The organism is Microbispora sp. NPDC046933, assembly GCF_040644635.1.
In the GTDB taxonomy this organism is placed as follows: domain Bacteria; phylum Actinomycetota; class Actinomycetes; order Streptosporangiales; family Streptosporangiaceae; genus Microbispora.
Window position 1 is genome coordinate 65,895 of sequence record NZ_JBEYWW010000036.1, and the last position, 23,307, is coordinate 89,201.

Annotated in this window: 20 protein-coding genes; 13 read left to right on the forward strand and 7 right to left on the reverse strand. The window is 71.7% G+C overall.

The genetic code is table 11. The features are described from left to right. Positions 1-74: 74 nt before the first annotated feature. The gene (locus ABZ857_RS35645; protein WP_357052369.1) at positions 75-944 is read right to left on the reverse strand and encodes a LysR family transcriptional regulator; all 870 of its coding nucleotides are present in this window, start codon (positions 942-944) and stop codon (positions 75-77) included. 1,450 nt (positions 945-2,394) lie between these two features. Between ABZ857_RS35645 and ABZ857_RS35650 the strand changes: the two genes are divergently transcribed. From ABZ857_RS35650 to ABZ857_RS35690, 9 genes are all read left to right on the forward strand, one after another. Beyond that, positions 2,395-3,456 carry a neutral zinc metallopeptidase gene (locus ABZ857_RS35650; protein WP_357052372.1) on the forward strand — a complete coding sequence of 354 codons (1,062 nt, stop codon included), beginning with the start codon at positions 2,395-2,397 and terminating at the stop codon, positions 3,454-3,456. A gap of 84 nt (positions 3,457-3,540) precedes the next feature. Further along, the gene (locus tag ABZ857_RS35655; RefSeq protein WP_357052374.1) at positions 3,541-5,196 is read left to right on the forward strand and encodes an LCP family protein; all 1,656 of its coding nucleotides are present in this window, start codon (positions 3,541-3,543) and stop codon (positions 5,194-5,196) included. Positions 5,197-5,329: 133 nt separating this feature from the next. Next, positions 5,330-6,691, forward strand: coding sequence for a S8 family serine peptidase (locus ABZ857_RS35660; protein ID WP_357052377.1), 1,362 nt, complete (start codon positions 5,330-5,332; stop codon positions 6,689-6,691). A 109-nt stretch (positions 6,692-6,800) separates the two neighbouring features. Next, positions 6,801-7,052 (forward strand): hypothetical protein, encoded by a 252-nt coding sequence (locus ABZ857_RS35665; protein WP_357052380.1) that lies wholly within the window; start codon positions 6,801-6,803, stop codon positions 7,050-7,052. Continuing rightward, on the forward strand, positions 7,049-7,621 hold the full coding sequence (locus tag ABZ857_RS35670; protein ID WP_357052383.1) for an AAA family ATPase: 573 nt from the start codon (positions 7,049-7,051) through the stop codon (positions 7,619-7,621). The genes ABZ857_RS35665 and ABZ857_RS35670 overlap by 4 nt, the downstream gene beginning before the upstream one ends. Positions 7,622-8,094: 473 nt before the next feature. Then, positions 8,095-10,125 carry a hypothetical protein gene (locus ABZ857_RS35675; RefSeq protein ID WP_357052386.1) on the forward strand — a complete coding sequence of 677 codons (2,031 nt, stop codon included), beginning with the start codon at positions 8,095-8,097 and terminating at the stop codon, positions 10,123-10,125. Between the two features lie 23 nt (positions 10,126-10,148). Continuing rightward, the gene (locus ABZ857_RS35680) at positions 10,149-10,709 is read left to right on the forward strand and encodes a hypothetical protein (protein WP_357052389.1); all 561 of its coding nucleotides are present in this window, start codon (positions 10,149-10,151) and stop codon (positions 10,707-10,709) included. Between the two features lie 8 nt (positions 10,710-10,717). Next, positions 10,718-11,020, forward strand: a complete 303-nt coding sequence (locus ABZ857_RS35685; RefSeq protein WP_357052392.1) for a hypothetical protein — start codon at positions 10,718-10,720, stop codon at positions 11,018-11,020. 439 nt (positions 11,021-11,459) lie between these two features. Next, positions 11,460-12,380, forward strand: coding sequence for a zinc-binding dehydrogenase (locus ABZ857_RS35690; protein WP_357052395.1), 921 nt, complete (start codon positions 11,460-11,462; stop codon positions 12,378-12,380). Between the two features lie 25 nt (positions 12,381-12,405). On the opposite strand, the gene ABZ857_RS35695 is transcribed toward ABZ857_RS35690, so the two are convergent. Together ABZ857_RS35695 and ABZ857_RS35700 are read right to left on the reverse strand one after the other, a co-directional pair. Then, complete coding sequence (locus tag ABZ857_RS35695) at positions 12,406-13,002, reverse strand: HD domain-containing protein (RefSeq protein ID WP_357052398.1); 597 nt, start codon at positions 13,000-13,002, stop codon at positions 12,406-12,408. A gap of 66 nt (positions 13,003-13,068) precedes the next feature. Next, positions 13,069-13,833 carry an ion transporter gene (locus ABZ857_RS35700; RefSeq protein ID WP_357052401.1) on the reverse strand — a complete coding sequence of 255 codons (765 nt, stop codon included), beginning with the start codon at positions 13,831-13,833 and terminating at the stop codon, positions 13,069-13,071. Between the two features lie 458 nt (positions 13,834-14,291). On the opposite strand from ABZ857_RS35700, the gene ABZ857_RS35705 reads away from it, so the two are divergent. Continuing rightward, complete coding sequence (locus ABZ857_RS35705; RefSeq protein WP_357052403.1) at positions 14,292-14,630, forward strand: hypothetical protein; 339 nt, start codon at positions 14,292-14,294, stop codon at positions 14,628-14,630. Here ABZ857_RS35705 and ABZ857_RS35710 read toward each other — a convergent pair. Next, positions 14,575-15,726, reverse strand: coding sequence for an ROK family transcriptional regulator (locus ABZ857_RS35710; RefSeq protein WP_357052406.1), 1,152 nt, complete (start codon positions 15,724-15,726; stop codon positions 14,575-14,577). The genes ABZ857_RS35705 and ABZ857_RS35710 overlap by 56 nt on opposite strands. Before the next feature lie 239 nt (positions 15,727-15,965). On the opposite strand from ABZ857_RS35710, the gene edd reads away from it, so the two are divergent. Genes edd through eda form a run of 3 tightly spaced genes read left to right on the forward strand, consistent with a single transcriptional unit; the run spans position 15,966 to position 19,365 of the window. After that, a complete protein-coding gene (gene edd, locus ABZ857_RS35715; RefSeq protein ID WP_357052409.1) occupies positions 15,966-17,795 on the forward strand; it encodes a phosphogluconate dehydratase in 1,830 nt (609 codons plus the stop codon). Beyond that, positions 17,792-18,751, forward strand: coding sequence for a glucokinase (locus ABZ857_RS35720; RefSeq protein ID WP_357052412.1), 960 nt, complete (start codon positions 17,792-17,794; stop codon positions 18,749-18,751). Before edd ends, ABZ857_RS35720 begins: the two co-directional genes overlap by 4 nt. Next, positions 18,748-19,365 (forward strand): bifunctional 4-hydroxy-2-oxoglutarate aldolase/2-dehydro-3-deoxy-phosphogluconate aldolase, encoded by a 618-nt coding sequence (eda, locus tag ABZ857_RS35725; RefSeq protein WP_357052415.1) that lies wholly within the window; start codon positions 18,748-18,750, stop codon positions 19,363-19,365. Before ABZ857_RS35720 ends, eda begins: the two co-directional genes overlap by 4 nt. A gap of 189 nt (positions 19,366-19,554) precedes the next feature. Here the strand turns inward: eda and ABZ857_RS35730 are convergent, their stop codons facing one another. From ABZ857_RS35730 to ABZ857_RS35740, 3 genes are all read right to left on the reverse strand, one after another. Next, complete coding sequence (locus tag ABZ857_RS35730) at positions 19,555-20,448, reverse strand: PfkB family carbohydrate kinase (protein ID WP_357052418.1); 894 nt, start codon at positions 20,446-20,448, stop codon at positions 19,555-19,557. Positions 20,449-20,654: 206 nt separating this feature from the next. Further along, the gene (locus ABZ857_RS35735) at positions 20,655-21,677 is read right to left on the reverse strand and encodes a LacI family DNA-binding transcriptional regulator (RefSeq protein WP_357052421.1); all 1,023 of its coding nucleotides are present in this window, start codon (positions 21,675-21,677) and stop codon (positions 20,655-20,657) included. A gap of 10 nt (positions 21,678-21,687) precedes the next feature. Next, a complete protein-coding gene (locus ABZ857_RS35740) occupies positions 21,688-23,301 on the reverse strand; it encodes a glycoside hydrolase family 13 protein (RefSeq protein ID WP_357052424.1) in 1,614 nt (537 codons plus the stop codon). Positions 23,302-23,307: the final 6 nt, after the last annotated feature.

Sequence of the window (23,307 nt, forward strand, 5' to 3'; positions counted from 1 at the left end):
GTACTAGGTGAACGTCGTCCTATCGCCTGCCCGCCGGGAGCGCGGCCTGGAACGGTCCAATCGCGGGGCATGCGTCACGCCGCTGAGCCGCCCTCGGCCAGTGCCACGAAGTCCTGCGCCATCGTCGGCAGCCGCCGCCGGGCGTGCACGACCGCGATGATCTTCCGGAGCGAGGGATCGAGCGAGCGGACCACCAGGCCGGCCCTGCCCGCCTGCTCGGCCATGCCCCGATACCACAGCAGCGAGGCCCGCCCCTCCCGTACGGTCCGCAGCCAGCCCCGGCGCTCGTCGGATTCGACGGCCGGAATCGGGCGGACGCCGTACGTGGCGAAGATCTGGTCGAACTCCCTGCGGCGGGGGCTGGCGGGGGCGGGCAGCACCAGCCGCATGCCGTCCAGCCGGGCCACGGGGACGGGGTCGGGCAGGTCGAGGCCGGGCGGGGAGATCAGCACGATCTCCTGGCGTTCGAGCGGGTGGCTCACCAGGTCGGTGGGCACCGGGAGGTCGGTCAGCCCCAGATCGGCGCGCTGCTCGCGGACCGCGCTGACCACTTCCTCCCGGCCCTCGCACCGCACGATGTGCACCCGGATCCCCGGATGCTCGGCGGCGTAGGCGGGCAGCAGGCGCCCGGCGAGACCGGGCTCCAGGCTCGGAGTGGACGCGATCCGCAGTTCGGCGCCGGAGGAGTTGCCCTGCGTGGCGAGGGCTTCGATCTCGGCCACCGCGTCGAGGGCCTCGCGGGCCAGCTTCACGACCCGGCGTCCCTGGGCCGTCACGACGACCCCGCGGCCCGAGCGCGCGAAAAGCGTCATTCCGAGTTCACGTTCCAGGTCGCGTATCGCGCGGGACAGGGCGGGCTGCGCGATATAGAGCGATCTGGCGGCATCGGTCATGGTGCGGTGCTCCGCAGTGGCGACCACGTAGCGGAGCTGCTGCAGATTCATGCGAAAAACGCTAGGGCAGACGAGCCCGGCGATTCCGGAACATCGCAGAGATCACGCCGCTCGATTACACATCGTGCCCGACATCTGCTACATCCGTGATGGATGGGAAAACAGTATCCTTTTGCCCCAAATCCACAAAGGGGGCAATGTCGTGGCGCAGCAGTACCCTCCCCAGGAGCCACCCGGGGGGAGTTCTTCCTATTCAGGTCCGCCGTATTCGCCGCAAGCGGAGGCTGTGCCCGGCTCACCGGACGGACCGCAATCCCCTGGCACGGTGCCGGGGCCGTACGGCCCGCCGGGATGGGGCGGCCCTGAGGGCGGCGCGTGGCAGCCGGGGCCCGGCGCCGCTCCCTACCCACCGGCGGCGCAGCCCGGCCCCCCTCCAGGCCCGGGACACTTCGGGAACCCAGGGAACCCAGGGAACCCAGGGAACGCGGGGAACTTAGGCGCGGGCGGGCACGCCTGGGGTGGCGTGGCAGCCGGGGCCTCCCCCGGCACCGCCCCCTACCCCGCTCCCCAGCAGCCGGTGGGACAGCAGCAGAACGGCCCCTATCCGCCTGGGGCGCATCCCCAGGGCCCGGCCGCGTACCCGGCGAACGCCTCGCCCCAGGGCGGCCCCCATCCTTACGGCGCGCCTCAGGGCCCGCCGGCGTACCCCGCGAACGCCTCGCCGCAGGGCGGTCCCCATCCTTACGGCGCGCCTCACGGCCCGGCCGCGTACCCCGCGAACGCCTCGCCCCAAGGCGGCCCCCATCCTTCAGGCGCGCAGCCTCACGGCGCCGTCTCCGGCATGCCACAGGGCGGCGCCTCCTATCCGCAGAGCGGACCGCAACAGGGCGGCGTCCCGTACCCCGGATCGCACGGCGGGGCGCCGTACCCGCAGGCCGCGTCGCCCTACAGCCGTGGCGCGTACCCGGGGGCCGAGGCGCAGGGCGGCGCCTACGCGCCGAACGGCCCGCACCCGGGCGCGACGCCCTACCAGCCCGGGGTGCCGCTCCAGGGCGGTGCTCAGCCGCATCCACAGGCCCCCGCGTGGCCGGACGGGAGCGGACCGTACGCACAGTCCGTCGCGCAGTCCGTCGCCCAATCCCCCGCGCAGCCGCACGCGGAGCCCTACGCGCAGTCCTACCCACCTCCGCCGTCCCCCGCCGCCCCGGCGGGCACGCCCCCGGGCGCTCCGTACGCCCCGCCGAACGGGGCGGCCGGCCATCCGGGAAGCCAGGCGTACGCGCCGGGCGGGCTCGGGTATCCGCCGAATTTCCCGGCTCCGCCAGGGGACATGGCGGCCCCCGTCCCGTCGCAGGGCATGCCGTTCCAGGCCGCGCCACCACAGGCACCACCACAGCCGGCACCCCCGGCGGCGCCTCCACAGTCGGCACCACAGTCGGCACCACAGGCGGCACCACAGGCGGCACCGCCGGCAGCGCCACCCCAGGGAGCTCCGTTCCAGATGCCGCCGCAGGCAGCACCGCCGCAGGGGCCGGGATGGGCGCCGCAGCCGCCGCCTCCCCCGCGCGGGCCCGCTGCCCCCTATCCGCCGCCCGCCTGGCGCCCGCCCCGCCGCAAGTCCGGCGCGGGGGCGGTCGTCGGCGCGCTCATGGGCGTGCTGGCGCTGGTTTTCGTGCTCGTCGTGGTCGTGAGCGCGCTGGCCGGCCTGTCGGACCACGACGAGTCCGTCTCGCCGGTCGCGATTCCGACCTTCACCTTCTCGCCGTTCCCGTCACACGAGGCCACCACGGACACGAGACCGACGCAGAAGCCCACCTCGCGGCCCACGACGCGGCCGACTCCGGTGCTCAACCGGACGACGAAGAACAACACCGTCTACCGGGCCGGGTCGCTGGCCAAGACGAACTGCCGGGCCGGGAACGCCAGCATCTACAACCACGCCCAGTTCAAGGCGCTGATCCTCAAGACCGGCGCGTGCATGGGCAAGGCGTGGGCGCCGGCGCTGCAGCGGGTCGGGATCGACTGGAGCCCGCCCAACTACATGATCGCGGCCCGCAAGGGCAGGGGCGCGTGCGGCGACTATCCCTCACCCGGCAGCAACGTGCCGTACTACTGCCCGAGCAACAGCACGATCTACGCCTCCACCTCCGCCATGGCGAGGGAATACGGCTCGCTCGGGTCGTGGAACGGGATCATCATCAGCATGATGGCCCACGAGTACGGCCACCACATCCAGAGCCTGTCGGGCATCTCCGACTCCTGGTGGCGGCAGACGCTCGACTCCTCCTCGCGCAGCGGCAGGATGGCGCTGAGCCGCCGGCACGAACTGCAGGCGACGTGTTTCGGCGGCATGTTCATGCGGTCGGTCGCCGCCTCGTATCCGATCGACGCCACCCGGCGCAACACGCTCCTGTGGGCGTACGGCCACCTGGGCGACCCGCCGGGAGGGCCGCGCGACCACGGGAACACGCGCAGCAACGCCGCGTGGTTCCGCCAGGGTTACACCCGCCCGATGGCCTACCAGTGCAACACCTGGGTCGTCGGCTCCAGTTCCGTGTCATGATCGGCCCTCTGGCTTACGTCTACCTTGTCCGGATATGGGGGTTAGAATCCCTAGCCACAGCTTCGGAGGAGAGAGCGGTGAACCATGCGAGGCGGGGGTCCCGCTGACGACGCCGGGGGTCCCCCGGAAGGTCAGCGTGCAGGTCGGCGTGGTGGGAGTGGGAACGACAAGGAACCCACGGGCCCGCCGCCCACGCCGCCCGCGCCGCCCACGGCCGCCGCGCGCGGCGGGACGCCGCGTTTCGGCCCTCCGCTGACCACCGCCTCCCTGATCGGCTGGACGGCGCTGTCGGCCGTCCTGCCCGGGGCGGCCCACCTGAGGGCGGGCAACCGCCGCACCGGGATCGCGCTGCTGGCGACGTTCGGCGTCGTGCTGGTCGCCCTGGTGGTCCTGGCCCTGCGCCTGAAGGACAACGCCGGGGCCGCGCTGCGCGGCAGCACGCTGACCGCCATCATGGGCGGCGCCGCCGTGTGCGCGCTCGCCTGGTTCACGCTCGTGCTCCTGTCGTTCATCGCCCTGCGCCCGCAGCGCCTGCCGCAGACCGGGCAGGTCGTGTCCGGCATCGTCGTGGGCGTGCTGTGCGTGGCCGTGATGGCGCCGTTCGCCTTCACCGCGAACACGATCAGGACGGCCAGCCAGTTACTCGACGACGTCACGGCCCCGGTGGAGGGCTCGACCCCCGTCCCCGTACGGGCCGAGGACCCGTGGAACGGCCGCACGCGGGTGAACTTCCTGCTGGTGGGCGGCGACGCGGCGGGCAACCGGGTCGGGGTGCGCACCGACTCGATGACCGTGGCCAGCGTGAACGTCGCCACCGGCAACACGGTCCTGTTCAGCCTGCCGCGCAACCTCCAGTACGTCCGCTTCCCCCCGACCAGTCCCCTTCACAAGGTGTTCCCCGACGGCTTCAACGCCGAGGGGCAGGGCCTGCTCAACTCCGTCTGGTACTACGCCGACAACAACCCCCAGATCATGGGCGGCAAGAACAGGGGCGCGCAGGCGCTGAAGGACGCCATCGGCTACACCCTGGGCCTGCACATCGACTACTACGCGATCGTCGACATGTACGGCTTCGCGGCCCTGATCGACGCGGTCGGCGGGCTCAAGATCCGGGTCGAGCAGGACATCAGGTGGGGCGGGAAGTTCGGCACCGCCGGGACCATCAAGGCCGGCTACCGGACGCTGAACGGCGAGGAGGTGCTCTGGTACGGCCGCTCGCGGGTGGACAGCGACGACTTCTCCCGCATGGCCCGCCAGCGCTGCGTCATCGGCGCGCTCGCCCAGCAGGTGACCCCGGCCACGGTGCTCGCGAACTTCAACAAGATCGCCTCGGCGGCCCGGCACATGTTCCGCACCGACATCCCCCGCGACCTGCTGGAGCACCTCGTCCCGCTCGGCATGAAGGTGCGGAACGCCAAGATCACCAGCCTTCAGTTCGTGCCGCCGCTCATCTACACGGGCAACCCGGACTGGGCCAAGATCAGGCAGCTGACCAAGGACGCGATCCGGGAGTCGATGTCCGACCGGGGCGCCGTCGCGGCCACCGCCTCGCCGATGACGTCCGCCGGATCGGCGGCGTCCGCCACTCCCTCCGGCTCGCCCGGCCGGTCCTCGTCGCCCTCCGCGTCGCCGAGCCCGTCGCCCTCCCGTACGCCGGTCGTCGCCGGGGCGACCCCCCGCAGGACGCCCACCCCGAACGACAAGGCGGCCAAGAGCCTGTCGGAGCTGTGCGGCTTCTGAGCGAGGGCTTCTGACCGGGCCACACCAGAGGGTTTTTCCGCGAAGGCGTGGACGCCGCCTTCGGGATGCAGCATGGTTGTCACGTAACGTATCCACCCAGTCACAATCCGCCTAGTAACGGAGTGGACTCGTCGTGCGCGTACTCATCCAGTTGCGTCCGTCCCCCGATCTGGTCGCCGCCGTCGCCGACCCGTCGGTCCCGTCGGCGGCGTCGGACGTGGCCGACGGCCTGCCCGGGGTCGTCCTCGACCACTCGTACGCCCCCGTGGCCGTGCCCCGCCCGATGCCCGCCTCCCCCGGCGGGGACCCGTTGTCGCTCAACCAGCCGCTGGTCTTCTCCTTGGCGCCCCGGGACGCCTCGGTCGTGGTCCGCGGGGAGATCGCCGACGACGAGGTCACCAGCAGGGTCGCCCTCCTGCCCGCGGCCCGGCGGGACGTGGTCGCGGTGTACGCCGACCCGGCGATCGAGACCACGCTCACCTGTGGGGGCGACCCCGCCGTCGGCGACTGGCACGACGTCGAACGGCTGCTGCGGGTGCCCGACCTGACGGCCGAGGGGCTGGACGGCTCCGGCGTCCCCCTCGCGGTCATCGACACCGGCATCAACGCGGCGTACGTCAAGGCCGCCCGCGGCCACGACGTGACGGTGGATCACGAGCGGAGCTGGAACCCCCAGAGCGTGTCCGGAACCCCCGGGGACTTCCCGGTCGACCACGGCACGATGTGCGCCTTCGACGCGCTGATCGCCGCGCCCAAGGCGTCGCTGGTGGACGTGCCCGTGCTGCTGTCGCGGCGGCAGGGCGGCTCGACGCTCGACGGGCTGCTGTCCGACGCGATCGCCGCGTACGCCCACCTGCGCGAGGTCCTCGACGCCCAGCCCGCCGAGTCGCGGGCGCTCGTGGTCACCAACAGCTGGGGGTCGTTCTCCCCGCGCTGGGACTTCCCGCCCGGCCACCCCGGCAACTACTCCGACAACCCCGCCCATCCGTTCAACCTGATCGTCGGCAGCCTGGCCGAGGCGGGGGCGGACATCCTGTTCGCCGCGGGCAACTGCGGGACGCAGTGCCGCGACAGCAGGTGCGCCTACCCCGACCGGCCCATCGTCGGGGCCAACTCCCATCCCCGCGCGCTGTCGATCGCCGGGATCGACACGGCGGGGACGCGGGTGGGTTACTCCTCTCAGGGCCCCGGGCGGCTGGCCGCGCGCAAGCCGGACGTCTGTGCCTACACGCACTTCGCCGGCTCGGGCGCGCTCGGCGACGGCGAGCCCGACTCGGGCACCTCGGCGGCCTGCCCCGTCGCGGCCGGGCTGGTCGCCGCCGTCCGCTCCCGCTGGCCCTCCACCGTGCTGCCGCCCGCCCAGCTCCGCACCCTGCTCCGCCGGACGGCCGATGATCGCAGTGCCGTAGGGTATGACAACGACTACGGGTACGGCGTGGTGGACGCCGCCGGCATCATCGCCGCGCTGCGCCGCCGGGCGGCGAAGGCCGCCTGAAAGACACAGCGCGGCGAAGGCGGCCTGAAAACCGCAGCGCCGCGAAGGCGGCCTGAGAGCCGCCGCGCCGCCCGGTGATGAGACGTCCGACCAGAGGGAGGCGGGGCCGGTGCCCGAGGTGCTCATCACCGTGCGGCTTCCCGCGCCCGCGACACTGGAGGCCGCCATGCGGCGGCTGGGTCTCAGCGAGGACGAGGTCGACACCGTCTACGGCCTGGTTCCGGTCGATCCCGGCAGGAACCTGTACGTCCTGCGGGTGACGGAGGACGCCGGACGGCGCGTCGGCGACCCGGACACCGGGAAGGCGGACGGCGGGCCGTACTCCGATCCGCCCATCGAGCCCTACGGCCCGCCGCGATGACCGCTCCTATCTGGGTGGTGTCCGGTCCGCCGGGCGCGGGCAAGTCAACCGTCTGCGACCTGCTGCTGGCCCGCCTCGACCCCGTGCCCGCCCTGCTCGACAAGGACACGATGTACGGCGGCTTCGTCGAGGCCACGCTCGCCGCGTACGGCAGGCCGCCGGGCGAGCGTGAGGGGCCGTGGTACGACGAGCACGTCAAGCGGCACGAGTACGCCGGAATGACGGCGACGGCCAGGGAGATCCGCTCCCACGGCTGCCCTGTGATGCTCGGCGGGCCCTTCACCTCCCAGGTGCACGACGCGGCGCTCTGGCACGCGTGGGTGGAGGCGCTGGGCGGGCCCGAGGTGCGGCTGGTCTGGATCCGCTCCGACGGTGCGGCACTTCGTGAGCGGCTGATCCGCCGGGGCCTCGCCAGGGACGGGCAGAAGCTGGAGAGGTTCGCCGAATACCTGCGCGCCATCCGCGTCGACGAACCGCCCGCCGTGCCGTACGACGAGGTCGACAACCGCCTCGGCGCCCCGCCCCTCGCCGGCCAGATCGACCGGCTCGCCGCCTCCGCCGGCGGCTGACCGGTCACGACGCGGCCGGTCCGGCACGTCCTCACCCGACCGCCGTTCATGGTTCTCCGCCCCGCGAAAAGGGCGGCCATTTCCACCGTTTGCCTCCCGCCCGGATCGGCGGCCACGAGCCGTTCTGTACGACGAATTCGGCAGGCGAATCGACCCGATTGCGTTGGAGCAGCAGGTCACGGACCCTCTTGGCCGTCGGCAGACTGTACGGGAGAATGTGCGAGTGTGTTACGACGAATGATCCGCCGTTCCGGATAGAACGGTTATGTTTACCGAACCATTGCATCGTAAATAATCTTGCTGCCTGAGTCGTCGCTGTCATCGACACCAGGGGGAGTCCGGGCTGTATGACCGTTCCATCACGCGACTCCCGGCCATCGCCGAAGCCAGAATCATCGCCTACTCCCCCACCGGCGTCACCCCAGCCGTCTCACGGCGCTTCGGCTCCCGTCCCGTCGCCGAGCGCGGAACCGATGCCCACGGCCCCGCCGACCGTGCCGGCGCCCACTTCCTCGGCGCGGACCGTCACGGCCGGCCGCCCGGAACCCACACCGCCGCCCGAGGGCTGGGTGAACCGCGGCGGAGGCTTCGCCGGAATCGACCCCACCGCGATGGAGAACTTCGAGCGCGGACTCGGCCGAGCGCAGGACGCCATCGGCCGTACCGAGCCGCGGCTTCGCGGCATGTTGCAGCGGCTCGACCTGGACACCTCCCGTCTGGGCGCTCTGCGCGAGGCGCGGGGCTGGATCGAGACGGCACGCCCCGACCTGCGGCGCCGCGGCGACACGATCCGCGCCGAACAGGGCGAGTGGGCCGCCTCCCCCTCTCTGCCCGGCGGTATGACCGCCTTCGACGAGGGCCTGTACGGCAAGACCGGCCGGGATCCCGACGTGTACGCGGCGGTGAGCAAACTGACCGAAGCGAGCTCGAACGGCGAAATCGACGAGAAGACCGTGGCGGCGCTGGAGAAGCGCGCGGGGAACGCCTCCTTCACCCTGGCACTGATGAACGCGTTGGGCGCCACACCACTTCGCAACCTACTGGTGAAGACCGTCGAGCACGACGATGACAACGCCATGCAGCGCTTGCAGAAGGCCCTCGGCAAGGCCCTCGGCATCGCCAGCCCACGCCTGAGCCCGGTCTACCGGGACGAACTCACCGGCGCGCTCGACAAGGCCATCGTCGACTGGCGTCCGGGCTACGCCTTGGCACTGGCGCTCACCCACGGCACCTTCGCCTCCGCCTTCCTCGTGGCGGTGGCCAGAAAGATCGACAAGAGAGCGTCGGCGATGTCGGGCGAGCCCGCCATCAGGAAGACCCTCATGCAGGCCCTTGCCCGCAACGCGACAGCGGCCCAGGATTTCTTCCTGGGCGATCCCGCAGCGCTCGAACGCTACCTGTCGTGGCCCTACATGCCGGACGACGGTGCGGCCCTGGGCGCGGCACTCGAGGCCGCCATGCTCACCTTCCGCGACCACGACGGCACACCGGACCAGCCTTCTCGCGGATACCTGTCCGCCCAGCTGGCCTCCCAGTTCCTCCACCTTGAAGCCAAGCGGATTCTTGAAGGTTCCCCGCACGCCGTTCCCCCCATCACCACCGCCAAAATCCTCGCCGGCTACATCCTCGACGTGAACCGCGTCGCGCCTGATTCCGGTGACGCGATCGTGCCCGGCGTCTCGTACACAGACGATCCCAGCATCCCCGGACCGGTCGACTGGGGGCTGCGCGTCACGAGGGAAGCAGTGCATGAGGTAATGAAAGAGGCATTCGCCGACCCCGGCGCCTTCAGCATTGTCATGACCGCTGAGACGGCGTTCGCCAAGAGACTCCTCGATCACGGCGCCGCCGAGATGGCCCGCACACACCGCGATGAGAAGCTTTCAACCGAATCTCAATGGATCGGCGCAGGATTCGGATTGATCACGGACGCGGCCGGGCTGGCGAACATAGAACAAGGAAAGGATCTCGACGAAGCGCAGGAGAGGAACATGAAGATCCTCACCGCCATCGCGAACACCGGCCTCGCGATACCGCAATCAGGAGCCTGGCCGGTCATCGCGGGAATCGCGGGGGCCTGGACAGGCCGGATAGAGGACAGCGCCGAAGGAGACTCCGAAGATCAAGCCAAGAAGACAGCGAACCTAAGGATGATCACCACGCAAGAACTTCTGCGCGACATCACTGTGCAGGCGATGCTCAAGCACGAGCTCTTCGGTCCCGCCGATCCACCCGCCCCGCACCACCCCTGGGCCTCCCTTGCGGGCCTGAAAAAAGGTCAGGACCCGCGCGACAACCCCAATAACTTCCTCAAGGATGGCCAGACAATCATGACCAGGGACGAAATGATCGACACAACGACCCGCGGCGATGCCGACGGACAGCGACGACTCGACGCGTACAAGCGCTGGCTTCGTGACGAGAGTCTGCTGGGAAAGCACTGGAGTCAGCTCCTGAATCGCCTGATTGAGACCTACTCTCGGGCTTTTGTCGGATTCAAGTGATGAAAAGGTCGCGAGCCGCCGGAGTGGCAGGGCTGATCTGCTTGCTCGCCCTGACAGCCGGCTGCCGGCACGAGGAGGCGAAGGTCGACGAGACGCCGCTGCCGACAGTCGCCGCCCCGCCATATGTCTGCGATGTCGTACCGCTGAAAGCCGTCGAACTGATGACCGGAGAACGCGATCCTCTGGTGAGTGGCGACTTCAATTTCGATCGCCCCAGCGGCCTTGGTGACGGAGGATGCGCCGTATATCAACGGAATGGCGACCGACAGAAGGTTCTTGAGATCATCCTGGTGCCGATGGGAACCGAAGAGAGGGTCAGAGACCAGCTGCGGATCGGTGCTTCTCCTTTGCCCACAATCGTTCCCGGAGCCATCGGTTACTACGGCAAGGACCCGTTCAGCCAGCAGGCCTCCGCACACGCGACCCTCGCACGAGGCCATGCGTTGCTCATCATCAGAATGGACAGAGGCGCCGAGGGGCGGGACAGCGCCGCAGATGTGGTGGCGTTGATGAAACTGATCGCGCCGAAACTGATCAAGCCGGCCGGCGCAGCCACCCCCAGCCCGTCCGCCACGAAGGACTGAACGACGACATGGCCGAACTCGTGCCCAATCCGCTGTATCTGGCACTGCGGGACACGCTGAGCGCGGCGGAGCCGATGCTCACGGAGATCGCGGACGAGATCGAGACGCAGTACCGGGCCTTCCATTCCGGGCGAGTGTGGACGGGGCCGGCCGCGCAGCGATTCGACGAGCAACTGACCCTGCACCGCACCCGCGTCCGCGGCTGTGCCGACGCCGTCCTGTCCGACCTGCGGCGCATCCTGGCGAGCACCTCACCCGAGGTCACCGCCGAACAGGCCAGGGACATCAAGACGAGGTACGGACTCACCTGAACCAGAAGGACACGCCGTCACCCGTGGAACCGATACACGCTCCTACGAGCGTCCCGGCCTTGTGCTGATCTCCGTCTGGGTAGCCGCCGCGTGCGGCTGACGCCGGTTCCGCGATGCGAGATCAACCGCAACGCCCGCAGGACGCGCAGGGCCCGCAGCACCGACAGGCGCGCGCGGGCCGCGCCGAGGACGCGCTCACGGGTGCCCAGGCCGTCGGAACGCGGCATGTGAGGCAAACGGTGGGTCACCCCTCTCACTTCAGCGGGACGGGCGGCGGCGTCCGTTACGGTCCGAAGGCGTGGAAGCCGCGCGCATCCGGGAGTCCGGCCGCTGCCGCCCTCGCCGATGGCGCGGCGGATCACCAGCGTCCGACGAATCCCCGACCATGGAGACGACATTGAAGGCAGTCACGATTCAGAGGTTCGGAGGTCCCGAAGGTTTGGCGGTCGTCGACCTCCCTTCCCGGGCTCCCGCCGCCGGACAGGTGCTGGTCGCCGCTGAGGCGATCGGCGTCGGCGGCGTCGACGCCGTGATCCGAAGCGGTGCCCTGGCTGCCTACGGCTTCGAGGAAGGCCACATCCCCGGCAGCGAGGTGGCGGGCACCGTGACCGCCGTCGGCGACAACGTCGACAGGTCGTGGATCGGTCGGCGGGTGTGGGCGTTCACCGGCGTGGGCGGCGGCTACGTCGAACAGGCCATCGCCCGGGTCGAAGAGATCCTTCCCCTCCCCGCGAACCTGTCCGCCGTCGACGCGGTGACGCTCGGGAGCTCCGGAGTGGTGGCCCACTTCGGCCTTTCCCACGCCCACTTCGCTCCCGGCGAGTCTGTGCTGGTGCGCGGCGCGGCCGGCAGCATCGGGATCATGACGGTCCAGCTCGCGGCCCGTGGCGGGGCCGGCGCGGTGGCGGTCACGACGTCGTCGGCCGAGCGCGGCGAACGCCTGCGCGCGCTCGGCGCGACCCACGTGCTGGACCGCTCCGGCGTGGGAGGCGAGGACGCTCCCGGGGGCTACGACGTCATCATCGACGTCGTCGCCGGTGTGGACATGCCTTCCTTCTTCGACAAGCTCAACCCGAACGGCCGCATGGTGGCCGTCGGTGCGGTCGGAGGCCAGCCGCCGGCGGACTTCGGCACGACGATGATGGCGGCGTTCCGGAAGTCGATGTCGTTCGCCACCTTCAGCGCCGACACGGTGGCCGAATCCGATCGGCGTGCCGTGAGGACCGAGCAGTTCGCCGCCGCGAGCCGCGGCGAGCTGCACACGGTGGTGCACGAGGTGCTGCCGCTGGACCAGGCCGTGCAGGCGCACCGGAAGATGGACGCCGGCGAGGTGTTCGGGAGGATCGTGCTGAGGCCGTAGCCCTCACAGGCGCGAAGCCCGCCGGTCACACGATCTCGTGGCCGTACGCGGCGGCGAACGGCCGCAGATCGGGAACGCCGAAGGCCGCGCACATCGACGTGAACATCTCGGTCTTGTCGTCGCCGTACCGGCGGACATGCGCCGCGTACGCCTCGGCGGTGACGAATCTCGGCGGGTCGGTCTTGCTGTGGAACTTGTCGGCGAACATCACGAGCTCTTCCTCGGCCGACTCGGCGAGATAGTCGCCTGGGGGCAGCGGCAGGCCCTGTCGCAGCACGTCGTCCCGGCTGATCCCCACACCAGTGTGGTGGGAGCAGAACCGGCACAGGCTCTCGGGTAAACCCTCTCCGCGGAGCAGTTCGTGGCCGAGGATCCCGTGGCGCACGTAACCGGCGTGGTCGAGCCGCCCGTCCTCGTCGTAGAGCAGGTAGACGCCGATGTCGTGCAGGAGGCTCCCGGCCCGCACCAGCTCGGCGTCGACGTCGAGTCCGGCGCGGTCGGCCAGGTGCAGGGCGACCGCGCAGACGATCTCGCAGTGGGTGTGGACGAGGTCGAACGCTTCCTCCGTGGGCGCGTGTTTCGCGTGCAGTGCGCGGATCTCAGCGTCCGTCGGAAGCCGCATGCGCGGAGTCTAGCAAGCGACGATCATGGCCAGGGAAGCCCGGCCGGGGGAGCCCGGCCACGGACGTCAGGAGGGCACCCGTTCGCCCAGGCTCTCGCGCAGGCCCCTGATCTCCTCGCGCAGAGCCGACAGCTCGGCGAGCGTCGAGCGTTCCTCCCTGGCCTCCTCCTCCATCGCGCTCACCACGACCGCGATGAAGAGGTTCAGCACGACGAAGGTGCATATCAGCACGAACACGACGAAGTAGATCCACGACGAGGGATGGGTCTGCATCAACTCGCGGTTGATCTCCGACCAGCCGTCTCCCGTCATGACCTGGAACAGTGTGTACAGAGACGTCGGCAGGTCGCCGAAATACTCGGGCGCGGCGGTGCCGTACAGCTTGGTGCCCATGACGGCGGCGACGTACAGGACGAGGCCGAGCAGGACGACGATCGAGGTCATCCCGGGGATGGCGGTGAGCAGCGCGGAGACCACGCGGCGCAGCGACGGCACCACCGAGATCAGCCGCAGCGCCCGCAGGACGCGCAGGGCCCGCAGCACCGACAGGCCGCCCGCGGTGGGCAGGAACGAGAAGCCGATGATGAGCAGGTCGAAGACGTTCCAGGCGTCGCGGAGGAACCGCCACCCGTAGACGTAGATCTTGGCCAGGATCTCCGCCACGAAGACGTACAGGGCGACGTGGTCGGCGACGTGCAGTTCCGTGCCGTAGCGGGCGACCGCCTCGGCGGAGGTCTCGACGCCCAGCGTGGCCGCATTGAAGAGGATCACCACGGTGATCGCCTGCTGGAACCGCCGCGACTCGATCAGGCGGCGGACACGTTCACGCACAGAAGGACTCCTGGGGGGCCATTGAAGATCGGCACAGAGCCTAGTGCCATCGCCCGACAAATCCGTTCCCAAACGGCCCCGCGGCAGGTCCTCCGGCTCGCGAACAGGGCCGCCGCCAAGTCGCGACCCGGACCAGGACCTGCGGAGGGCGTGTCATCTCGACCGGGTACGGCCTGCTCCCGAAAGTACGGGTCGGTGCTCGGGCATGGGGGCTCTGCTGGCCGGCGGCACGGCGCTGTGGGCGGTGATGATGTGGCGGGTGCTGCGCACGGCCCTGGCGAGGGACAGCCGCGGCAGCCTGCCCTGGTTGTTCTTCCTGTCCGGCCTGGCGATCCCCGGCGTCTACGCGGTCGGGCTGCTGGCCCGCCCGGGTGACACCTTCACCGTCACCGACTTCTGGCGATTGCGGGTCACCCCGCGCCCCGGCTGTCGGACGTCCGGGAACCCGTGGACACCGTGTGATCGGTCCCTTCACCACAGAGGCGGTCCTGGCGGACGGCTACGCGGCCGGGCTGCTCGCCACCGCCGCCGGGCTGGACCGCCTGGCCCGCCACGTCGCCGAGCGACCGCGCGACGGCCGGGAGATGGTCCGGGCGCTCCGGCCCTGGCCGCACTCCGAAGCCGGGTGCTTCCACCGCGGGCTCACGCTTGTTCTGGTCGTCCTTGCCGCCTCGCCGGCGCTCATCCAGGCCGTACGTCACCCCGCATGGCCCGACCTCTCCCTGGCCGCGACCGCGGATGTCAGCGGGCGGCGGCGTCGACGGCCTGGGCCGACAGGACGTGGTCGAGGACCATGAGGGCGCAGCCGGTGATGCCCGCGCCGGGCCCGAGGCGGCTGCGCTCGATGCGCAGGCTGCGGGTGGCGAGCTGGGTGGAGCGCCGGTAGACGACCTCGCGCACGCCCGACACCAGCGGCTGGAACATCTCGGCGACGTCGCCGCCGAGGACCACGACGGCGGGGTTGAGCAGGTTGACCGCGCCGGAGATGACCTCGCCCAGCCAGCGGCCGGCCTGCCGCACCACGGCCATGGTCTCCGCGTCGCCGGCCCGGACCAGGGCGGTCACGTCGGCGAGCGACACCACGTCGCGGCCCTTGGCCCGCAGGTCGCGCAGGATCGCGGTGCCGCTGGCGACCGAGTCGACGCAGTCGAGGTTGCCGCAGCGGCACAGCACGCCCCCGCCGTCCCGCACGGGGATGTGCCCGATCTCCCCCGCCGCGCCGAGCGCGCCGCGCAGGATGCCGCCGCCGGAGATCACCCCCGCGCCGATCCGGGTGGAGACCTTCACGAACAGCAGGTCGTCGAGTTCGGAGGCGTAGACGACCCGGTGCTCGCCCATCGCGATGACGTTCACGTCGTTGTCCACGAGCACGGGCACGTGGAAGCGCTCGGCGATGATCGGCGGGATCACCACGCCGGTCCAGCTCGCCATCACGCGGGCGCTCTCGACCCGCCCGGCGGCGAACTCCACCGTCGCCGGCACGCCCAGCCCGATGCCGACGACGTCGTCCCGCCCGTCGAGCAGCTTCTCCCAGGTGTCCATGAGCAGGGGCAGCACGACGCCCGGCCCCTCCTCGACGTCGATGTCCAGGTCGGTGCGGTGCAGCACCTCGCCCGCGAGGTCGCACAGCGCGATCTGGGTGCGGCGGGCGCCGAGCGAGGCCACCGGGACGACTCCCCCGGAGGCGGCGAAGCGCAGCCGTACGGGCGGGCGGCCCCCGGTGGATGGCCCCTCGGCGTCCTCCACGATCAGCCCGCGCTGGAGCAGGTCGGCGACGCGGTGCGCGACGGCCGGGCGGGACAGGCCCGTCACGCGGCCGATGTCGGCGCGCGTCACCGCCTCCCCGCTCCGGATGAGCTGGAGGACCTCGCCGGTGGTGGCTAAACGTGACATCGAGCGTAAGTGAAGCACAGAAGCTCACCTAAGTTCAATGACTTATTCATTCCGAGTTACAAAAGTGGGCTTGAAAAGTCGCATAACTTCCGGATACTGTCCCATCCGTGCCCGATCGACACCTGGTGCCCGATCAATGGATCGGGGCCGACGTGCCGCCGGGCGCACGTCTCCGGGACGACGGCCCGGGGCGAGTTGCACCCCGCCTCGCGGCGGCCCCGGCAGGAGGAGGACCTTCCGTGACGAACCCCGTTATCACCGAGGTCACCGAGCGGGTGGTCGCGCGCAGCCGCGACAGTCGCGGGGCGTACCTGGAGCGGGTGCGCCGCGCCGGGGCCGAGCTGCGTGAGCGGGGGCCGGCCCGGGGGCGGCTCGGCTGCGCCAACCTGGCCCACGGCTTCGCCGCCGCGCCCGCCGAGGACAAGCTCGACCTGCGCGGCACGGCGAAGCCCGGCGTGGCCATCGTGACGTCGTACAACGACATGCTGTCGGCGCACCAGCCGTACGAGACCTACCCGCCGGAGCTGAAGCGGGCGGTCCGGGAGGCGGGCGGCGTGGCGCAGGTGGCGGGCGGCGTGCCCGCCATGTGCGACGGCATCACCCAGGGCCGGGCCGGCATGGAGCTGTCGCTCTACAGCCGCGACGTGATCGCGATGGCGACCGCGATCGCGCTGTCGCACGACATGTTCGACGCGGCCCTGCTGCTCGGGGTCTGCGACAAGATCGTTCCGGGGCTGCTCATCGGCGCCTTACGCTTCGGGCACCTGCCGGCGATATTCGTGCCCGCCGGGCCGATGACCTCGGGCCTGCCCAACAAGGTCAAGGCCAGGGCGCGGCAGGCCTTCGCCGAGGGCAAGATCGGCCGGCTGGAGATGCTCGACGCCGAGGCGGCGTCCTACCACTCCCCCGGCACCTGCACGTTCTACGGCACCGCCAACTCCAACCAGCTCCTCATGGAGGTCATGGGCCTCCACCTGCCCGGGGCGACGTTCGTCAACCCGCACACCGAGCTGCGGCACGCGCTGACCGGGGCGGCGGCGCGGCGGGCGGTCGAGATCACCCCGCACGGCGAGGAGTACACGCCCGTCGCCGAGGTCGTGAACGAGAAGGCGATCGTCAACGCGGTCGTCGCGCTGCTCGCCTCGGGCGGCTCCACCAACCACACGATGCACCTGGTCGCCATGGCGGCGGCCGCCGGCATCGAGCTGACCTGGGACGACATGGCGGCCCTGTCCAAGGTCGTGCCGCTGATCACCCGCATGTACCCCAACGGCCAGGCGGATGTGAACCACTTCCAGGCCGCGGGCGGCATGGCGGTCTTCATCGGCGACCTGCTGGACGCCGGGCTGCTCCACGCCGACGTGCTCACGGTCGCCGGGCGCGGCCTCGGCCTCTACCGGTCGGCCCCCACGCTGAAGGAGGGCGCGCTGGTGTGGGAGGAGCGGACCGACCCCAGCGCCGACACGGACGTCCTGCGGCCGGTCGCCGAGCCGTTCTCCCCCGACGGCGGCATCCACATGCTGTCGGGCAACCTGGGCCGTGCGGTGAGCAAGGTCTCCGCCGTCAAGCCCCAGCACCTCGTCATCGAGGCCCCGGCCAAGGTGTTCGACGACCAGCTCGACCTGCTCGCCGCGTTCGAGCGGGGCGAGCTCGACGGGCAGGACTTCGTCGCGGTCGTCCGCTACCAGGGCCCCCGGGCCAACGGCATGCCGGAGCTGCACAAGCTCACGCCGCCGCTGGCCGTCCTGCTCGACCGCGGCCAGAAGGTGGCCATCGTCACCGACGGCCGCATGTCCGGCGCCTCGGGGAAGGTCCCCGCGGCGATCCACCTGTCTCCCGAGGCCGCCGACGGCGGGCCGATCGCGCTGGTGCGCGACGGCGACGTGATCCGCCTCGACTCGGCCGCAGGGACGCTCACCGTGCTCGCCGACCTCACCGGGCGCACGCCCCAGGGCGCGCCGCTGACCGACGAGCAGTGGGCCGGCACCGGCCGCGAGCTGTTCGCCTCCTTCCGCCGCACGGTCGGCCCGGCCGAGCGCGGGGCGAGCGTCTTCGGAGGTGCCGCGTGAGCCTTCCCTGGCTGGTCGCGGACATCGGCGGAACCAACGCCAGGTTCGGTTTGGTGACCCGGCCCGGAGGGCAGCCGGAGGCGGTAGCCGTACTCGACGTTTCCCAGCATCTCGGCCTTGCCGATGCCGTAGCCGCCTATCTCGCAGACCATGCGGGCGGAGTTCGGCCGGGGGCCGCGTGCCTGGCGATCGCCGGTCCGGTCGACAGGGACCGGTACCGGCTGACCAACGCGGGATGGTCGGGGTCCGTGGAGGAGCTCGGCATCCCGCATACGGTGCTGCTCAACGACTTCGAGGCGCTGGCGATCTCGCTGCCGCACCTGGCGGGGGACGACCTCGTGCCGCTCGGCGGCCCGCCGCCGACCGCCCGCCTGACGAAGGCCGTGCTCGGACCGGGCACCGGGCTCGGCGTGGCCGGTCTTGTGCCCGTGCGGGAGGGATGGCAGCCGGTGCCCGGCGAGGGCGGCCACGTGGCGGTCCCCGCCGTCACGGACCTGGAGATGGAGATCGTCCGGGCGCTGCGGGCGGACGGCCTGCCGTACGTGGACGCCGAGCACCTGCTGTCGGGCACCGGGCTGCCGCGCCTGCACCGCGGGCTCGCGCTCGTGCGCGGCGTCGCGCCAGAGGCCCGTACGGCAGCGCAGATCACCTCCTCGGACGACCCGCTGTCCGCCGAGACCGTGGAGGTCTTCCTCGCCCTGCTCGGCGGTTTCGCCGGCGGCGTGGCGCTCACCCTGGGCGCGCGGGGCGGGATCTATCTGGGCGGCGGCGTGCTGCCCCGCCTGGTCTCGCGGATCCCCGGCAGCGCGTTCCGGGCCCGGTTCGAGACGACCGCGCCGGCGCTGTCGGAGTACGTCACCGCGATCGCCACCTCACTGATCATCGCCGAGCAGCCGGCGCTGACGGGTGCGGCCGCCTGGCTCGCCCAACGAAACCCCAATGTGGAGTTTGTATGAGCAACCTTCTCGACCTCGCGCCGGTCGTCCCGGTGGTCGTCCTCGACGACGCCGAGAGCGCCGTCCCCCTCGCCCGGGCTCTGGTGGCCGGTGGCCTGCCGGTCATCGAGGTCACGCTGCGCACCCCGGTCGCGCTCGACGCGATCCGGAGGATCGCCGCCGAGGTGCCGGAGGCCGTGCTCGGCGCGGGCACCGTGCGCTCGCCCGAGGACGTGGAGGCCGCGACCGGGGCCGGCGCCCGCTTCCTCGTCTCCCCCGGCACCACTCCCGGCCTGCTCGCGGCCATGCTCGCCGCCGGCGTGCCGTTCCTGGCGGGCGTCGCCACGGCCACCGAGGCGATGACGCTGGCCGAGCGCGGCGTGCGCGAGATGAAGTTCTTCCCGGCCGAGCCGGCCGGCGGCGTCGCGTATCTCAAGGCGCTGAGCGGCCCGCTGCCCGACGTGCGGTTCTGCCCCACCGGCGGGATCACCCCGTCGAACGCGCCGGCCTATCTCGCCCTGCCGAACGTCGGCTGCGTCGGCGGGAGCTGGCTCACCCCGCGCAGCCTGGTGGCCGCGGGCGACTTCGCCAGGATCGAGAAGCTCGCCTCTGAGGCCGCCGCGCTGCGCCCATGAGCGCTCCCCTCGCGCTGCGCGCGTGACCGCCTCCCGGGTCTCCCCAGCTCGCCGGTCCGTCCTTCCTCCCTCGGCGGAGCCGGTGGCCATGCTCGTGCCCGCGACCCGGGCACGTCCATGGGTGCCGGGCCCGCGACCGCTCACCGGCGGTGGCGGGCCCGGCGTCGCCTCACGACACGGCGCCCAGTCTCACGACACGGCACCCAGCAGGGCCTCCAGGCCGATCGGGTCCTCGTGGGTGCCCTCCGAGGTGCACGCGTGCGCCCCGGCCACGGCGCCCAGCCGTACGCACTCCTCCAGGGGCCGGCCGGTCAGGCGGCCGTACAGGAAGCCGGACACGAACGCGTCGCCGGCGCCGTTGCTGTCGGCCACCGGGCCGGGCAGGGGCTCGGCCGGGAAGCCGCGGACCTTGCCTTCGGCCAGCACGTGGCAGCCCTCGGCCCCGTCCGTGCACACGACCACCGACGCGCGGCCCCGCTCCGCGATCGCCCGCATGACCTCCTCGCGCCGCCCGCCGAGCTTCGTCGCCGACAGGAAGACCACGTCGGAGGAGTAGGCGAAGTCCTCGTGGTGCGGGTTCTCGCCGTCCCAGTCGTGCAGGTCGGTCGAGACCGTCGTGCCGTCCGGGATGTCGGCGTACACGTGCCGGGCGAAATCCACGATCGAGACGTGGACGTGCCGGGCCGACCGGAGGGCGGGCAGGTAGAGGTCGCGGCGCATCCGCTGGCCGGGGACGACCCTGGGGTCGAAGAGCGAAAGACGCCTGCCGTCCGGGTCCACGAGCAGGACGCTGCGGCGGGTGCCCGCCTCCGACACGGCGTGGGCGAAGTCCACGCCGCGGGCGGCGAGGTGGTCGCGGATCAGCCTGCCCTGCGGGTCGTCGCCGATCAGGTCGGCGAACTTCACGCGCATGCCGAGGGCGTGGCAGCCGAGCGCGACTCCCGCGCCGGTGTTGCCGATCCGGTCCACGACGGGCGGCACGGCGTAGGTGTCGGCGTACGGCAGGGGCAGCTCGGGCACGTAGACGGTCGTGTCGACGCCGGCGCCGCCGACGACCAGGACGTCAAAGGTGTGATCGGTCATTCGCAACGCTCCTGAGGACATCGTGGAACTCCGGCGCGGTGGCCTCGCACGTTCGCCGGAACAGAGGGAAAGGCGATCAGGCCGGCGCGGGCATGCCGGGAGCGGCCTCCGGGCACGCGGCCCCGCGCCGGCGCTCCACGCGGCGGCGACCGCGGCCGGAGTCAGCGGCAGGAGGGGTCGGCGGCAGGAGGGGTCGGCGGCAGGGCTCAGCGGTTGACCAGCGGGCCCGAGCTGGTGGAGCCGCGCACCACGAGCTCGGGCTGGTAGACCAGCTCGACGTGCTTGGCCGGGGTGCCGCCGATCTCCTCGAGCAGGGTCTCGACGGCCGCGGCCGCCATCGCGCCGATCGGCTTGCGCACGGTCGTCAGCGGCGGGTCGGTGAACGCCATCAGCGGCGAGTCGTCGAACCCGACGACCGACACGTCCCCGGGCACGGACAGCCCGCGCTCGCGGGCGGCGCGGATCGCGCCGAGAGCCATGAGGTCGCTCGCGCAGAAGATCCCGGTGCAGCCGCGGTCGAGCAGCGCCGCGGCGGCGGCCTGCCCGCCCTCGACGGAGAACAGCGAGTGCTGGATGAGGTCGCCGACGTCGGCCGGGCCGAGCAGCTGCGCCATCGCCTGGCGGAAGCCCTCGATCTTGCGGATGACCGGGACGAAGCGCCGCTGCCCCAGCGCGAGGCCGACGCGCTCGTGCCCGAGGTCCACCAGGTGCTGTACGGCCAGGCGCGCGGCGAGCCGGTCGTCGGGCGAGATGAACGGCGCGGGGATGGTCTCGTTGTAGCCGTCCACGAGCACGATCGGCAGGCCCCGATCGGTGAGCCGCGTGTAGCGGTCCATCCGCGCGGTGGTGTCGGCGTGCAGGCCGGAGACGAAGACGATGCCGGACACGCCCCGGTCGAGGAGCATCTCGGTGAACTCGTCCTCGGGGGCGCCGCCGGGCTCCTGCGTGCACAGGATCGGCGTGTAGCCGTGCTGGATCAGCGACTTCTCCATCGCCTGCGCGAACGCCGGGAAGATCGGGTTGCCGAGCTCCGGGATCACCAGGCCGATCAGGCCGTTGCTGCGCTGGCGCAGCCGCTGGGGCCGCTCGTAGCCCATCAGGTCGAGGGCGGTGAGCACGGCCTGGCGGGTGGCCGGAGAGACCCCCGCCTTGCCGTTGAGCACACGGCTCACCGTCGCCTCGCTGACTCCGGCCTGGGCGGCGATGTCGGCGAGCCGTGTGTTGTTCATGAGCATTACTTTAGACATCTCTCGCGGTCCACCAGGTGGCCGAATCGGGAGCGAGCCGGACGACGTCGCCGGCGGTCTCCGGTCCTCCGCTGGACAGCAGCAGGTCGCCCGGCACCCCGATCTCCACCCACTCGTGCGTCATGTTGAGTACGCAGACGAACGACTCGCCGCGCCGGAACGCCAGCGTGCCGGCCGGGCTGTCCACCCACGCAAGCGTGCCGTCGCCCAGCTCCGGGTGCTCCCGCCTGAGGGCGAGGGCCGCCCGGTAGAGGCTGAGCATCGACGCGCCGTCCCGCAGCTGCGCCTCCACCGACAGGTCGCGCCAGTCGCCCGGCATGGGCAGCCAGCTCTCGTATATGCCCGGCGGGGTGAAGCCGTACGGCGGCTCACCCGCGGCGGTCCACGGGAGCGGCACCCGGCAGCCGTCGCGTCCGCTGTCGGGGTCGCGCAGCCGCTGCGGGTCCTGCAGGTACTGCTCGGGCAGGTCCAGCACCTCGGGCAGCCCCAGCTCCTCGCCCTGGTAGACGTACGCCGAGCCGGGCAGCGCCAGCATGAGCAGCGCCGCCGCCCGCGCCCGGCGCAGCCCGCGCTCGCCGCCGCCGTAGCGGGTGACGTGCCGTTTCACGTCGTGGTTGGACAGCACCCAGGTCGAGGGCGCGCCCACCAGCGCCGACGTGCGCACCGACTCGTCGATCACCTCCCGGAAGCGCGCCGCGTCCCAGGGCGTCTTGAGGAAGTGGAAGTTGAACGCCTGGTGCAGCTCGTCGGGGCGGACGTAGTTGGCCAGCCGCTCGGGCGAGGGCGCCCACGCCTCGGCCACCCCGATCCGCTCCCCCTCGTAGGAGTCGAGGATGCGGCGCCAGGCCCGGTGGATCTCGTGCACGCCGTCCTGGTCGAAGAACGGCACGACCTGCGCGCCGATCATCTCGGCCTGGCCCCGGGCGCCGACGTCGGGCAGGCCGGGGGCCTTGACCATGCCGTGCGCCACGTCGATCCGGAAGCCGTCCACGCCGAGGTCGAGCCAGAACCGCAGCACGTCGGCGAACTCCTCGTGCACCTGCGGGTGCTCCCAGTTGAGGTCCGGCTGCTCGGGCGCGAACAGGTGCAGGTACCACTGGCCGTCCTCGACGCGGGTCCAGGCCGGCCCGCCGAAGATCGACTCCCAGTCGTTGGGCGGCAGCTCGCCCGCCGCGCCCTTGCCCTCGCGGAAGATGTAGCGCTCGCGCTCCGGGCTGCCCGGCCCGGCTCTCAGCGCCGCCTCGAACCAGGGGTGGCGGTCGGAGGTGTGGTTGGGCACCACGTCCACGATCACCCGCAGGCCCAGCCGGTGGGCGTCCGCGATCAGCGCCTGGGCGTCCGCCAGCGACCCGAAGATCGGATCGACGTCGCGGTAGTCGGCCACGTCGTAGCCGAAGTCGGCCATCGGCGAGGGATAGAACGGCGTCAGCCAGATCGCGTCCACGCCCAGGTCGGCCAGATACCGCAGGCGGCTGCGCACACCGAGCAGGTCGCCGATCCCGTCGCCGTTGCCGTCCGCGAAGCTGCGGACGTACACCTGATAGATCACCGCGTCACGCCACCACCGGGTCGCGACCGCGGACGGCTGGACGGCGAGTTCGGTCATTGGGAT